The 13,461-nt window shown below is 70.3% G+C and carries 11 protein-coding genes; 4 read left to right on the top strand and 7 right to left on the bottom strand.

What is annotated here, in order from left to right:
• Positions 1 to 10 precede the first annotated feature (10 nt).
• Both U870_RS0109115 and U870_RS0109110 read right to left on the bottom strand, forming a co-directional pair.
• Positions 11 to 334 carry a hypothetical protein gene (locus tag U870_RS0109115; protein ID WP_025157094.1) on the bottom strand — a complete coding sequence of 108 codons (324 nt, stop codon included), beginning with the start codon at positions 332 to 334 and terminating at the stop codon, positions 11 to 13.
• 97 nt (positions 335 to 431) lie between these two features.
• Positions 432 to 1,886 carry an NCS2 family permease gene (locus tag U870_RS0109110; protein ID WP_025157093.1) on the bottom strand — a complete coding sequence of 485 codons (1,455 nt, stop codon included), beginning with the start codon at positions 1,884 to 1,886 and terminating at the stop codon, positions 432 to 434.
• A gap of 115 nt (positions 1,887 to 2,001) precedes the next feature.
• Between U870_RS0109110 and U870_RS0109105 the strand changes: the two genes are divergently transcribed.
• Positions 2,002 to 3,279, top strand: coding sequence for a uracil-xanthine permease family protein (locus U870_RS0109105; RefSeq protein WP_025157092.1), 1,278 nt, complete (start codon positions 2,002 to 2,004; stop codon positions 3,277 to 3,279).
• A 124-nt stretch (positions 3,280 to 3,403) separates the two neighbouring features.
• Here the strand turns inward: U870_RS0109105 and U870_RS0109100 are convergent, their stop codons facing one another.
• The 4 genes from U870_RS0109100 to U870_RS0109085 all read right to left on the bottom strand — a co-directional run bounded on the left by U870_RS0109100 (position 3,404) and on the right by U870_RS0109085 (position 8,064).
• Entirely contained in the window at positions 3,404 to 3,742 is a 339-nt protein-coding gene (locus tag U870_RS0109100) for a hypothetical protein (RefSeq protein ID WP_025157091.1), read from the bottom strand.
• Positions 3,739 to 4,953, bottom strand: coding sequence for an inorganic phosphate transporter (locus U870_RS0109095; protein ID WP_025157090.1), 1,215 nt, complete (start codon positions 4,951 to 4,953; stop codon positions 3,739 to 3,741). The genes U870_RS0109100 and U870_RS0109095 overlap by 4 nt, the downstream gene beginning before the upstream one ends.
• 132 nt (positions 4,954 to 5,085) lie before the next feature.
• On the bottom strand, positions 5,086 to 7,656 hold the full coding sequence (locus tag U870_RS0109090; RefSeq protein ID WP_025157089.1) for a DEAD/DEAH box helicase: 2,571 nt from the start codon (positions 7,654 to 7,656) through the stop codon (positions 5,086 to 5,088).
• Positions 7,657 to 7,707: 51 nt separating this feature from the next.
• Positions 7,708 to 8,064 (bottom strand): hypothetical protein, encoded by a 357-nt coding sequence (locus tag U870_RS0109085; RefSeq protein ID WP_025157088.1) that lies wholly within the window; start codon positions 8,062 to 8,064, stop codon positions 7,708 to 7,710.
• Positions 8,065 to 8,147: 83 nt separating this feature from the next.
• Here U870_RS0109085 and U870_RS0109080 point away from each other — a divergent pair, with 83 nt between their 5' ends.
• The 3 genes from U870_RS0109080 to U870_RS0109070 are packed head-to-tail and all read left to right on the top strand — an operon-like array spanning position 8,148 to position 12,152.
• Positions 8,148 to 9,668: an SDR family NAD(P)-dependent oxidoreductase gene (locus tag U870_RS0109080; protein ID WP_029947415.1), complete on the top strand. Its 1,521-nt coding sequence runs from the start codon at positions 8,148 to 8,150 to the stop codon at positions 9,666 to 9,668.
• 42 nt (positions 9,669 to 9,710) lie between these two features.
• Positions 9,711 to 11,714: an amino acid transporter gene (locus tag U870_RS0109075; protein ID WP_025157087.1), complete on the top strand. Its 2,004-nt coding sequence runs from the start codon at positions 9,711 to 9,713 to the stop codon at positions 11,712 to 11,714.
• Positions 11,715 to 11,744: 30 nt separating this feature from the next.
• Positions 11,745 to 12,152, top strand: a complete 408-nt coding sequence (locus tag U870_RS0109070; RefSeq protein WP_025157086.1) for a DUF1622 domain-containing protein — start codon at positions 11,745 to 11,747, stop codon at positions 12,150 to 12,152.
• A 24-nt stretch (positions 12,153 to 12,176) separates the two neighbouring features.
• Here U870_RS0109070 and U870_RS0109065 read toward each other — a convergent pair whose 3' ends face one another.
• Positions 12,177 to 13,457, bottom strand: coding sequence for an alpha-hydroxy-acid oxidizing protein (locus U870_RS0109065; protein WP_025157085.1), 1,281 nt, complete (start codon positions 13,455 to 13,457; stop codon positions 12,177 to 12,179).
• Between the last annotated feature and the right edge of the window lie 4 nt (positions 13,458 to 13,461).

Here is a 13,461-nt window from a genome sequence, read left to right as displayed (position 1 = left end):
GGGCGTCCGATCAGAGGAAGGCGAAGGGCAGGAAGGTCAGGCCCAGGCCGATTCCGGCGAGAGCCAGCACCAGTCCGATCAGCACACCGAAGAGCATCAGCGCGTTGAGCACGATGCCCCAGACGGCGAACGTCTTGCCGAACGGCTCGCGCCCGAGAGCGAGGATGCCCACGACGATCCCTGCGATCGGGGCGACGAAGGTCCAGCCGAACACGATCGAAGCGAGGCCCAGGACGAAGCTGGTCACGCTGAGAGTGCGGGAGACCGTGGGGGCGGTCGGTGCGGCGGACACGGTCGGTGCGGCGGAGGCGGTGGGGCTGCTCGTGCTGGTCATGGGTCCAGTCAACCGGGACGCCGGCCGCGGCGGTATCGGGGAAACCCCCGGATCCGTCTCGGGGGTTCCCCCGAGACGGATCCGCCGTCCGCGACGATCAGTGCGGCAGGAACGCCTCGATCGGGCCGCGCGCGAAGTAGATCAGGAAGCCGGCGGCGACCACCCAGAGCAGCGGGCTGATCTCGCGTGCCTTGCCGGACAGCGACCGGACGAGCACCCAGCTGATGAAGCCGACCCCGATGCCGTTGGCGATCGAGTAGGTCAGCGGCATCACGATGATGGTCAGGAACACCGGCAGGACGCTGGAGAACTCGCCGAAGTCGATGTGCCGGATCTGCACCACCATGAGCGCACCGACGATGACGAGCGCGGCCGCCGCGACTTCGAGTGGCACCACCTGGGTGAGCGGGGTGAAGAACATCGCGAGCAGGAACAGCACACCGGTGATCACGGAGGCGAACCCGGTGCGCGCGCCCTCCCCGATCCCCGACGCCGACTCGACGAACACGGTGTTCGACGACGAGGAGGTCGCACCTCCCACGACCGCGCCGACGCCCTCCACGATGAGCGCAGGCTGCAGGCGCGGGAACGTGCCGTCCTCCTTGGCCAGGCCGGCGCTGCGCGCCAGACCGGTCATCGAGCCCATCGCGTCGAAGAAGTTGGTGAAGACGAGCGTGAAGACGAGCATGATCGCCGCCAGAGCGCCGATCCGGCCGAAGGAGCCGAAGACGTCAACCTGGCCGACGAGGCCGAGGTTCGGCAACGAGACGAGCGAACCGGGCAGCTGCGGGACGGTGAGGTTCCAGCCGCCGGCGTTCTTTCCGCCCAGCGACGGGCCGACGGGCCAGATGGCCTCCACGATGATCGCGACGACGGTGGCCGCGACGATGCCGATGAGCAGGGCGCCCTTGACCTTGCGGGCCATCAGCACGCCCATGATGACGAGGGCGAGCAGGAAGATCAGGGTCGGGACGGTGGCGATCGATCCGGCCTCGCCGAGCTGGACGGGCGGCGACGACATGTTCGTGCTGCGCACGAAGCCGCTGTCGACGAAACCGATGAAGGCGATGAAGAGACCGATGCCGACGGTGATCGCCGTCTTGAGCTGCGCGGGGACCGCGTTGAAGATCAGCTTGCGCAGACCGGTCGCGGACAGCAGGACGATGATCAGACCGTTGATGACCACGAGGCCCATGGCCTCCTGCCAGGTCAGCACCTGCACCACGTTGACCGCGAGGAACGAGTTGATGCCCAGCCCCGCGGCGAACGCGAACGGCAGGCGCGCCACGAGGCCGAACAGCACCGTCATCACGCCGGCGCTCAGCGCGGTAACCGCCGCCACCTGAGCGCCCTGCAGCGAGTGCCCGGCCACGTCCGGGGTCCCGCCGAGGATGAGCGGGTTCAGGATCACGATGTACGCCATCGTGACGAACGTCAGCACACCGCCGCGGACCTCCGTGGCCCAGGTCGTGCCGCGCTTGGTGATCTCGAAGAATCGGTCCAACCGCCCCGTGGCGGTCGGCTCGGACGTGGAGGTCGGAGCGGAAATGATGGTCTCCCGTAGTATCTCGTAGGGCGGTTCACCGGGTGTTCACCGGGTCGGACGGCCGATGGGCGCGACGCGCCGTGTACCAGCCTAATTCCAAGCCACCTATCGGAGGACACACATGGCGCTGCCCTGGACGCTGCACGGGGACGGGAAGAACGTCGGAGCCCACGAGATCGTGCTCCCCGGAGAGCGCCTCACCTGGCCGCGCACCATCGGGCTCGGCGCCCAGCACGTCGTTGCGATGTTCGGCGCGACGTTCCTCGTGCCGGTGCTCACGCACTTCCCGCCGAGCACCACGCTGCTGTTCTCCGGTGTCGGAACCATCCTGTTCCTGCTCATCACGGGCAACCGCCTCCCGAGCTACCTCGGCTCCTCGTTCGCGTTCATCGCGCCGATCACGGCCGCCACCGCGAGCAACGGGATGGGCGGCGCACTGTTCGGGATCGTGGCCGTGGGCCTCCTGCTCGCCCTCGTCGGCGGGATCGTGATCCTCACCGGGACGGGCTGGATCGACGCGCTCATGCCGCCCGTCGTGGCCGGCGCCATCGTCGCCCTGATCGGGTTCAACCTGGCGCCCGCGGCGAAGAACAACTTCGTGCAGGCGCCGTGGACCGCGCTCGTCACCCTGCTCGCCGTCCTGCTGTGCACCGTCCTCTTCACGGGACTGCTGGGCCGTCTCTCGATCTTCGTCGGCGTGGCCGTTGGCTACGTGTTCGCCGTGATCATGGGCGAGGTCGACTTCGCCGCCGTCGCGAAGGCCCCCTGGGTCGGTCTGCCCGCCTTCGCGCTTCCGACCAACCCGTTCGAGGATCCCGCGGCGACCTTCGGCATCCTCCCGGCCTTCCTGCCCGTCGTCCTCGTGCTCGTCGCCGAGAACGTGGGCCACATCCGGGGCGTCGCCCAGCTGACCGACCCCGCCGTCAACAAGCTCACCGGTCGCGCCCTCTTCGCGGACGGCCTCGCCACCACGATCGCCGGCTTCTTCGGCGGCTCCGGTACGACCACCTACGGCGAGAACATCGGCGTCATGGCGGCGACCAAGGTCTACTCGACCGCCGCGTACTGGGTGGCCGGCATCGTCGCGGTGCTGCTCGGCCTCTCCCCCAAGGTCGGTGCGGTCATCAACACCATCCCGGCCGGCGTGCTGGGCGGTGTCACCACCGCCCTGTACGGCCTGATCGGCATCATCGGCGTGAAGATCTGGCTCGACAACAAGGTGGACTTCTCAAAACCCGTCAACCAGTTCACGGCCGCCACGGCGCTGATCGTCGGCATCGCCGACTTCACGCTCAACCTCGGCCAGCTCACCTTCAACGGCATCGCCCTCGGCACCATCGCCGCGATCGTCGTCTACCACCTCATGCGCACCGTCGCCCGCCTCCGCGGCACCGACTGACCCCCGGCCCCGCGGGATCCCGCGAAAGGTGAGTAGTTGCGGGTAAAAGCCCGAAATACCCGCAACGACTCACCCCTCGCGAAGCGCGCGGGCGCGCAGTGGCGCGCACGGGCACGGGGGCGGGTCAGGCGTGGAAGAAGGGGATGATCAGGTAGAGGCCGTAGAGGACGGCGCAGCCGGTGAGCACGAAGCAGGCGTAGGCACCGGTGAGGGCGAGCCGCTTCTGGCCGTCGGTGAGCGGGTTCTTCTTCCGCGCCTTGGCGGCCTTGCGCTGGGCCTTCGCGGCCTCCTCGGGAGTGATCACCGTGATCGCGTCGGTGAACTCCACCGGCTCGACGACCAGCGCGCGGCCGGCGACGGCGAGCAGGCGCGTGCCGAGAGCGTACAGGCTCACGACGACGCACGCCCCGATGATGGCCGCCGCGAAGACGATGAGGAAGGCGACCCAGTCGATGCCGTTCATGCGGACTCCTTGCGCGCGCGCTCCTTCTTGAGCGGCTTGACTTTCTTGATCTTGACGGCGCGGCCGGAGGCGGCGACCTCGCTCTGCCCCTGCACCGGGGCGGGCTCGACCGCGTTGGCGCTGTGCACCTGGTTGCGACGCGACAGCCAGAAGATGAGGGCGACGACGCCGACGCCGAGCACGGTGTCGATGAGGATGCCCACCGGACCGAGCCCCGCGATCAGAGCCGCGACGGCGCCGACGACGGCCGCCGACGGCAGGGTGAGCAGCCAGCCGATGGCGATGCGCCCGGCGGTCCCCCAGCGCACCGACGATCCGCGGCGGCCGAGGCCCGAGCCGATCACGGAGCCGGAGGCGACCTGCGTGGTCGAGAGGGCGAAACCGAGGTGGCTCGAGGCGAGGATGGTCGCCGCCGTGCTGGTCTCGGCGGCGAACCCCTGGGCGGGCTTGACCTCGGTGAGGCCGCGGCCGAGCGTGCGGATGATGCGCCAGCCGCCCGAGTAGGTACCGATCGCGATGGCCAGCGCGCAGGAGATGACGACCCACAGCTCGGGGCCGGACCCCGCCGTCTGCAGGCCGGCGGCGATGAGCGTCAGCGTGATGACGCCCATCGTCTTCTGGGCGTCGTTGGTGCCGTGCGCCAAGGCGACGAGGGAGGACGAGAAGATCTGGCCGTACCGGAACCCGCCACGACCGTCGGGCCGGCCGTCGTAGCGGCGCGTGATCCAGTACGCCAGCTTGGTGGCCGAGTAGGCCACGACCCCGGCGGTGACCGGGGCGATGAGGGCGGGGAGGATGACCTTGTCGAGCACGACGACGAAGTCGACCGCCCCGATCCCGGCCCCGACGATGGCGGCGCCGATCAGGCCGCCGAAGAGGGCGTGGCTCGAGGAGGAGGGCAGGCCGAACAGCCAGGTGACCATGTTCCAGACGATCGCGCCGACCAGGCCGGCGAAGATCAGCTCCGGCGTGATCTGGACCCCGCCCGAGCCCTCCCGGATGATGCCGCCCGACACGGTCTTCGCCACCTCGGTGGACAGGAACGCGCCGATCAGGTTGAGGATGGCGGCCAATGCCACGGCCACCTTCGGCTTCATGGCACCGGTCGCGATGGGCGTCGCCATCGCGTTCGCGGTGTCGTGGAAACCGTTCGTGAAGTCGAAGAACAGGGCCAGCGCGATGACCAGCACGATGATGAGGGTGAGGTCCACCGGTTTCTTTCTCGCGTGGGGAGCACAGTCCGTCCCGACACAACCATTCATCGGGAGTTCATGCAAGTGACCTGGCGCGCACTCAAGCGACCGTGTAGATACTCACACGGCGGCGGGTCGCCGTCAAAATCGCTACAGGCGCGCCACGCCCGTCACCCGGACGACCGCCACCCCGGCACGCGCCGACGCCTCCAGCAGGATGTCGGCGTTGATGGCCCAATCGTGGTCGCCTGCCGGGTCGGACAGGATCTGCCGCACCCGCCAGACGCCCTCCGCCGCGGCCGGGGATTCGTCCACGACGATCATCGACGCCGAGCGCGCGGCGGCATCCGTGAGGATCTCGTCGTGCTCGGCGTAGTAGTCCTCCAGGGCCGCATCCCACTGCTGCTCGCCGAACGACGGAACGGCGGACTCGGCGAGCGCCGCCGCTTCCGCCTCCAGCACCCCCAGCTCGGGGACGCGGTCGAGCGCCGCCAGCTGCACCCGGCGGAACAGCTCGTTGCGCACCAGCACGAAGAAGGCGCGGCGGTTGGTGGTGACGTTGCGCGGCGCGGGAGGGGCGAGCTCGGTCGACTCGGCGGCGTGACGCTCGGCGTCGGGGTGGACCAGCTCCTCCCACTCGTCGAGGAGGCTGGAGTCGACCTGCCGGACGAGCTCGCCGAGCCACTCGATGATGTCGCGGAGATCCTCGGTGCGCAGGTCGAGCGGGACCGTCTGCCCGAGCGCGCGGTAGGCGTCGGACAGGTAGCGCAGCACGACGCCTTCGGAGCGGGCGAGCTTGTAGAAGGCGATGAACTCGCCGAAGGTCATCGCCCGCTCGTAGAGGTCGCGCACGACCGCCTTCGGGCGCAGCTCGAAGTCCGCCACCCAGGGCTGACTCGACGCGTAGGTCGCGAACGCCTCGTGCAGCAGCTCGTCGTGCGGTTTCGGGTGCGTGACCTCCTCGAGGGCGGCCATGCGTTCGTCGTACTCGACGCCGTCCGCCTTCATGGCCGCGACGGCTTCGCCGCGGGCCTGGAACTGCTGGGCGGAGATCACCGGGCGGGGGTCGTCGAGGGTCGACTCGACGACGGAGACGATGTCGAGCGCGAACTGCGGCGACTCGGCGTCGAAGAGCTCGAACGCGGCGAGCGCGAACGGTGACAGCGGCTGGTTGAGCGCGAAGTTGGGCTGGAGGTCCACGGTGAGCCGGATCTCCCCGGCCACGTTCTCGATGACACCGGCCGTGAGCAGGGACCGGTACAGCTCGATGGCACGGCGCGCGAGGGCGAGCTGCCGCCGCCACGGCTCGTGGTTGTCGAAGACGAGTGCGCGCACGTGCCCGTAGACGTCTCCCCCGCGCCCGATCACGTTGATCAGCATGGCGCTGGTGATCTGCATGGACGAGGTGAGGGTCTCCGGCTCCGCCTCGATCAGTTTGCGGAACGACGGCTCACCCCAGGAGACGAAGCCCTCCGGCGCCTTCTTTCGGACGATCTTGCGTCGCTTCTTCGGGTCGTCGCCCGCCTTCTCGATCGCCTTGAGGTTCTCGCTCTCGTGCTCGGGAGCCTGCGCCACGACCGTCCCGGCGGTGTCGTATCCCGCCCGCCCGGCACGACCGGCGATCTGATGGAACTCGCGCGCGTTCAGCTGGCGCATCCGGTTGCCGTCGAACTTGGTGAGCGCGGTGAGCAGCACCGTGCGGATGGGGACGTTGATGCCGACGCCGAGGGTGTCCGTCCCGCAGATCACGCGGAGCAGTCCGCGCTGGGCGAGCTGCTCGACCAGGCGTCGGTACTTGGGCAGCATCCCTGCGTGGTGCACGCCGATCCCCTGGCGCAGCAGACGAGAGAGCGTCTTGCCGAACGCGGTGGTGAAGCGGAAGTCGCCGATCAGCTCGGCGATGCGGTCGCGCTGCTCCCGGTCGGCGATCTTCGCGCTGGAGAGCGACTGCGCGCGCTCGAGGGCGGCGAGCTGCGAGAAGTGCACCACGTAGATCGGCGCCTGCCCGGTGTGCAGCAGATCGTCGATCGTCTCGTGGATGGGTGACAGCTCATAGAAGTAGTGCAGCGGCACCGGGCGCTCGACGCCGGTGACCGTCGCGGTCTCGCGGCCGGTGCGGCGCGTGAGGTCCGCGGCGAGCGCCGTCACATCGCCGAGGGTGGCCGACATGAGCACGAACTGGGCGTGCGGGAGGGTCAGCAGCGGCACCTGCCAGGCCCAGCCGCGATCCGGGTCGGCGTAGAAGTGGAACTCGTCCATCACGACCTGGCCGACCGGGGTGTCCTCGCCGTGGCGCAATGCGAGGTTGGCGAGGATCTCGGCAGTGCAGCAGATGATCGGCGCGTCGGCGTTGACGGCGGAGTCGCCGGTCATCATGCCGACGTTCTCGGCGCCGAAGATGTCGACCAGTGCGAAGAACTTCTCGGAGACGAGGGCCTTGATCGGCGCGGTGTAGTAGCTGCGTTCCCCGCGCGCCAGCGCGGCGAAGTGCGCCCCCACGGCCACGAGGGACTTGCCGGTGCCCGTCGGCGTGCTCAGGATGAGGTTGGCGCCGGCGACGATCTCGATCACCGACTCGTCCTGGGCCGGGTAGAGGGAGATCCCTCCCGCCTCCGCCCAGGCGACGAACGTCTCGTAGACGGCGTCCTCGCTCGCGGTGCCCGGACCGGTGTGGCCGGGGATGTCGTCGACACGGAGCCGGGCGGGTGCAGGAGACGTCATGATGCCTCAAGCCTCCCATGCCGGAGGCGTCTCCCGGAGCCCCGGATGCCGCTAGTGGGACCCCAGATACGAGCCCGACATGGAGTAGCCGCCGTTCGGGTTCTTCGACGGTAGCGGCTCGTCGAACGTGGGGTTGGCCTTGCCCGGGAGGCTTGCGGGCACGGCCCGGGACCGGGCGGCGGCCACGATCGCCACGACGCACGCGGCCAGCAGCACGAGACCGAGCGCGGCGAGCGCCCATCCGAGCGGTTGCCCCGCCACGACGAGGACGACTCCGTACGGCCCGGCCAGCCACGCTCCGACACCGGCCACGATCGCCCCCACGACCAGCAGCGCCACCCGTGAGCGGCGTCGTCGCGCCTGCTCCAGCTGTCGCATCAGAACGCTCTCCTGCATCGGCACGCTCATGGTGCACCCCCTTTTCGTCACCCTAGCATTCCGGCTCCCACCCGGCCAGGGACTGTGCAGCGGGGCTGCCGTAGAATTCTGCGGTGCCATCCACGACCCCTCCCTCCGACTCCCCTGCCGCCGGCGTCGACCCGGCCGAGCTGGAGATCACGCTGCGCGTTCTCGGCAGCCTCCACGAGTTCGACCGCGAGCACCCCGACTTCATCGCCGTGCGCCAGGCGACCGGGCACATGTTCAAGGCGGTCAAGCAGGCCAGGCGGCGCGAGCTGCGCGACGCCGTCGCCGAGGCGGACCGTGCGGTCGTCGCCGCCACGGCGACCGGTGCGCCCGACCGGATCGACGACGAGACCCGCGGGCGCGAGCTGACCTCGGGCACGACGGCCTCCACCACGGCCGGCACCCTGCTCAAGGCGCGCGCCTGCTACATCTGCAAGCAGGACTACACGGAGGTGGACTGGTTCTACCACCAGCTCTGCCCGTCCTGCGCCGCGTTCAGCCACGCCAAGCGCAACGCCCGCACGGACCTGCGCGGCAAGCGCGCCCTGCTCACGGGCGGCCGCGCCAAGATCGGCATGCACATCGCCCTGCGGCTGCTGCGCGACGGCGCGCACCTGACCATCACCACGCGGTTCCCGCGCGACGCCGTGCGGCGCTTCTCGCAGCTGCCCGACTCCGCCGAGTGGCTGCACCGCCTCCGCGTCGTCGGGATCGACCTGCGCGACCCGTCGCAGGTGATCGCGCTGGCGGACTCGGTCGCCGCGCAGGGCCCCCTCGACATCCTCATCAACAACGCCGCCCAGACCGTGCGCCGCTCCCCCGGCTCCTACTCGCTGCTGGCCGAGGCCGAGTCGCAGCCGCTGCCCGACGGGCCGCTGCCCGAGATGGAGACCTTCGGCCACACGGCGGACCCGCACCCGCAGGCGCTGGAGGCGTCGGTGGCGGCACACCCGCTGCTGTCGAGCGCCACCATCGCTGGAACGGTGGCCCAGCTGGCCGGGCCGGGCGCGCTCACGGCGGACGACCTCGCGGCGCTCGCCATGGCGCCCGGCTCGTCGTCGCTGGCCAAGCACGCCGACGGCACCGCCATCGACGCGGGCGGCCTCGTACCCGACGTGAAGACCGTCAACAGCTGGACCCAGGCCATCGGCGACGTGGACCCGCTGGAGCTGCTGGAGGTGCAGCTCTGCAACACCACCGCGCCGTTCATCCTCATCGACCGCTTGCGCCCGTCCATGGCCGCCGTCGAGGCGGGCCGGGCCTACATCGTCAACGTCTCCGCGATGGAGGGGGTGTTCGGCCGCCGCTACAAGGGCCCCGGCCACCCGCACACCAACATGGCGAAGGCCGCTCTCAATATGCTCACCCGCACGAGCGCCGGCGAGCTGTTCGAGACGGACACCATCCTGATGACCAGCGTCGACACCGGCTGGATCACCGACGAGCGCCCGCATTACACGAAGGTGCGGCTCGCGGAGGAGGGCTTCCACGCCCCGCTCGACCTGGTCGACGGCGCCGCCCGCGTGTACGACCCGATCGTGCGCGGCGAGGCCGGCGAGGATGTCTACGGTGTGTTCCTCAAGGACTACCGCGCGTCGGCCTGGTGAGCGAACTAGTGTGAGGGCGTAGGCCCAGCACGAGGAGCGACGATGTCGAGCACACCGGCGGACGGCGCACCGGCGCCCGTCCCTGTCCCCGGTCAGGCGCAGGCCGCCGGGGTCGCGCGCACGAAGACCGGCCGGTTCCGGCACTGGCTGCTCTCGGGGCTGGTCGACGAGCGCGGCACGCAGCAGGGCCCGCACGGGCGCAACCCCGAGCGCACCCACTCGTGGTGGCAGGTCATGTGCCTCACCGGCGTGGACTACTTCTCCACGCTCGGCTACCAGCCGGCCATCGCGGCCCTCGCCGCGGGGCTGATCTCGCCCTTCGCCACCCTCGTGCTCGTCGCGCTGACGCTGCTCGGCGCGCTCCCCGTCTACCGCCGGGTGGCCCGCGAGAGCTTCCGCGGCTCCGGATCGATCGCGATGCTGGAGCGCCTGCTGCCCTGGTGGGCCGGGAAGCTGTTCGTCCTGGTGCTGCTCGGCTTCGCCGCGACCGACTTCATGATCACCATCACGCTGTCGGCGGCGGACGCGACCGCCCACGCCATCGAGAACCCATTCGCCCCCGACTGGTTCCACGGGCAGAACGTGATCATCACCCTGGTGCTCCTCGTGCTGCTCGGCGCGGTCTTCCTCCGCGGTTTCCGGGAGGCCATCGGCATCGCGGTCGTGCTGGTGGCGATCTACCTGGCGCTCAATGTGATCGTTGTCGCGACCTCCATCGTCGAGGTGTTCCAGCACCCCACCGCGATCGACGACTGGTGGGGCATGCTGTTCCGCCAGAACGGCAACCCGTTCCTGGTCGTGGGCGTCGCGCTGCTCGTCTTCCCCAAGCTCGCGCTGGGCCTCTCCGGGTTCGAGACCGGAGTCGCGGTCATGCCGCAGATCAAGGGCCGCCCCGACGACGACCCCGCCTACCCGGTCGGCCGCATCCGCGGTGCCCATCGCCTGCTGACCACGGCCGCGCTCATCATGAGCGTCTTCCTCATCACCTCCAGCTTCACGACGACGCTGCTCATCCCGCAGAAGGAGTTCCAGCCCGGCGGCTCGGCGAACGGGCGCGCCCTCGCCTACCTCGCCCACGAGTACCTGGGCAACGTGTTCGGGACGGTCTACGACCTCAGCACGATCCTCATCCTCTGGTTCGCCGGGGCCTCGGCGATGGCCGGGCTGCTCAACCTCGTGCCGCGCTACCTGCCGCGCTACGGGATGGCGCCCCAGTGGGCACGGGCCGTGCGGCCGCTCGTCCTCGTCTTCACGGCGATCGCCTTCCTGATCACCCTGGTCTTCCAGGCCAACGTCGACGCCCAGGGCGGCGCCTACGCGACCGGCGTCCTCGTGCTGATCACCTCCGCATCGCTCGCCGTGGCGCTCTCCGCGCGGCGCAAGAAGCAGCCGCGCCGGTTCGTGCTCTTCGGCATCATCACGGCGATCTTCGTCTACACCACCATCGTCAACGTCATCGAACGGCCCGACGGTCTGCGGATCGCGCTGCTGTTCATCCTGGGCATCCTGGTCGTGTCCATCGTGTCCCGCGTGGGCCGCTCGTTCGAGCTGCGGGCCACCTCGGTGACGCTCGACGTCACCGCTCTCGACTTCGTTCTGGAGGACGCCGAGGAGGGGGAGATCCGGATCATCTCCCACGAGCCCGACGTCGACACGACGAAGGAGTACGCGGAGAAGAACAAGGACGAACGCAAGTTCAGCCACATCCCGCAGCGCGCCCGGACCATCTTCATCGAGGTGCTGCCCTCCGACTCCTCCGACTTCGAGGAGGACCTGGTCGTCCACGGGGTGGTGAAGCACGGCTACCGGGTGCTGCAGGTGAAGAGCGGCAACGTCCCGAACACGATCGCCGCGGTGCTGCTGGAGATCCGCGACATCTCGGGCGTCGTGCCGACCATCTACTTCGAGTGGACCGAGGGCAACCCGATCTCGAACATGTTCCGCTTCCTGATCACCGGCGTGGGCGAGGTCGCCCCGGTGACGCGTGAGGTGCTGCGCGAGGCCGAGAAGGACGTGAAACGCCGACCGGCCGTGCACGTCTCCTGATCGGCCCGGCCGCTGTGCCACCATGACGGCATGGACGGACACGCGTTCTTCGAAGCCATCGGCGTCGCCTTCGAGTTCGTCGGCGTGGTGGCGATGGCGCTCGGCTTCGTGGTGGCGCTGGTGATCTCCCTCCTCGCCTGGCGTCGCAGCCGGAGCGGCACGGTCGCTTTCCGCACCCTGCGCGAGACGTTCGGCGGCGTCATCCTGCTCGGGCTCGAGATCCTGGTCGCGGCCGACCTGGTCAAGACGGTGACCTCCAGCCCGACCCTGACCGACGCGATCGTGCTGGGCATCATCGTGCTCATCCGGACGATCCTCAGCTTCTCGCTCCAGGTCGAGATCGACGGCGTCGCACCGTGGAAGCGCGCCCTCGTGACCGGGCCGCAGGTGCTGGCTCAGGCGGCCCGCAAGGCCGGCGAGGCGCCGGCCGCCCCCTGACGCTGAGGATCCGTCGACGGGAGGTCAGCCGGTGAGGATCGACGGGTCCAGGTCGTCGACCCGGCGCACACCGGCCAGGCCGAGCGTGATGTCGAGCTCGGCGATGACGTTGCGCAGCAGCTCGCGGACGCCCTCCTCCCCCGCCAGCGCCAGCGCGTAGACGTACGGACGGCCGACGGCGACGGCGCGCGCCCCGAGGGCCAGTGCGATCACCGCATCGGCGCCTCCGCGCACCCCGCTGTCGAACAGGATCGGCAGGCGCCCGTCGACGGCGGCCACCACGCCGGCGAGAGCGTCGAGAGCGGCGACCTCCCCGTCGAGCTGCCGCCCGCCGTGGTTCGACACCTGCACCGCATCCACCCCGGCGTCGACCGCGCGGCGTACGTCGTCCGGGTGCAGCACGCCCTTCAGGACGATCGGGAGCCGGGTGTGCTCGCGCAGGAAGGCGAGGTCGTCCCAGGTCAGGGACGGGTCGGCGAACACGTCCAGGAACGTCTCCACGGCGGCCAGCGGCTCTGGCGAGCCCAGGTTGCGGCGGAGGCCGCCGGGATGGTGGTGGAGGATGCTCGCGAAGGAGGCGACTGCGGCCGGCGTCACGCGGGTGCGCGCCCGCTCGCCGCCGGACGCGACCCGCTCGGCGACCAGGCGCCGGAAGACCGGGTCGCTGGTGTACTGCGCGATCCCGAGGCCGCGGCTGAACGGCAGGAAGCCGAGGTCGAGGTCCCGCGGTCGCCAGCCGAGCAGGTGCGTGTCCAGGGTGACCACGATGGCCTCGCACCCGCTGCGCTCGGCGCGGTCGACGAGGCTCACGACGAGCTCGCGCGACGAGCTCCAATAGAGCTGGAACCAGCGTGCCGCCCCGGGGTGCACCGCGTCCATCGCGGCAGCGACCTCCTCCATCGGCGCCGAGGCCTGGGTGGAGAGCAGCGCGGGGACACCGAGGGAGGCCGCCGCCCGGGCCGCGAGCGCGTCGCCCCCGCGCCGCGCGAGCTCCAGCACCCCGATCGGGGCCAGCAGGAGCGGGGTGGGGCGGCGCACCCCGAAGAGCTCGATGCCGAGATCGCGTTCGGCCACGTCGCGCAGCACGCGCGGCACGATCCGCCGCGCCCGGAACGCCTCGAGGTTCGCTCGCGCCGTGCGTTCGGCTCCTGCCGAGCCGGCGACGTAGGCGAACGCCGCCCGGGACATCCGGCGCTGCGCCGCCCGCTCCAGCGCGGCGCCGCCCACGGGGATGCGGGGCCGGATCCCGCTCACACCGGCGCGGTAGATCTCGGACTGGGCCTCGCGGCCGACACTGGCTGCCATGCCG

The sequence above is a fragment of the Leifsonia aquatica H1aii genome, assembly GCF_000633535.1.
GTDB classification, from domain to species: Bacteria; Actinomycetota; Actinomycetes; order Actinomycetales; family Microbacteriaceae; genus Leifsonia; species Leifsonia aquatica_A.
This window is presented reverse-complemented; position numbering and strand designations above follow the sequence as displayed.

Bases quoted from the DNA above. Each gene is read 5' to 3' on its own strand.
- U870_RS0109115 (WP_025157094.1), bottom strand. From the start codon at position 334: ATGACCAGCACGAGCAGCCCCACCGCCTCCGCCGCACCGACCGTGTCC.
- U870_RS0109105 (WP_025157092.1), top strand. From the start codon at position 2,002: ATGGCGCTGCCCTGGACGCTGCACGGGGACGGGAAGAACGTCGGAGCC.
- U870_RS0109100 (WP_025157091.1), bottom strand. From the start codon at position 3,742: ATGAACGGCATCGACTGGGTCGCCTTCCTCATCGTCTTCGCGGCGGCC.
- U870_RS0109090 (WP_025157089.1), bottom strand. From the start codon at position 7,656: ATGACGTCTCCTGCACCCGCCCGGCTCCGTGTCGACGACATCCCCGGC.
- U870_RS0109085 (WP_025157088.1), bottom strand. From the start codon at position 8,064: ATGAGCGTGCCGATGCAGGAGAGCGTTCTGATGCGACAGCTGGAGCAG.
- U870_RS0109075 (WP_025157087.1), top strand. From the start codon at position 9,711: ATGTCGAGCACACCGGCGGACGGCGCACCGGCGCCCGTCCCTGTCCCC.
- U870_RS0109070 (WP_025157086.1), top strand. From the start codon at position 11,745: ATGGACGGACACGCGTTCTTCGAAGCCATCGGCGTCGCCTTCGAGTTC.
- U870_RS0109065 (WP_025157085.1), bottom strand. From the start codon at position 13,457: ATGGCAGCCAGTGTCGGCCGCGAGGCCCAGTCCGAGATCTACCGCGCC.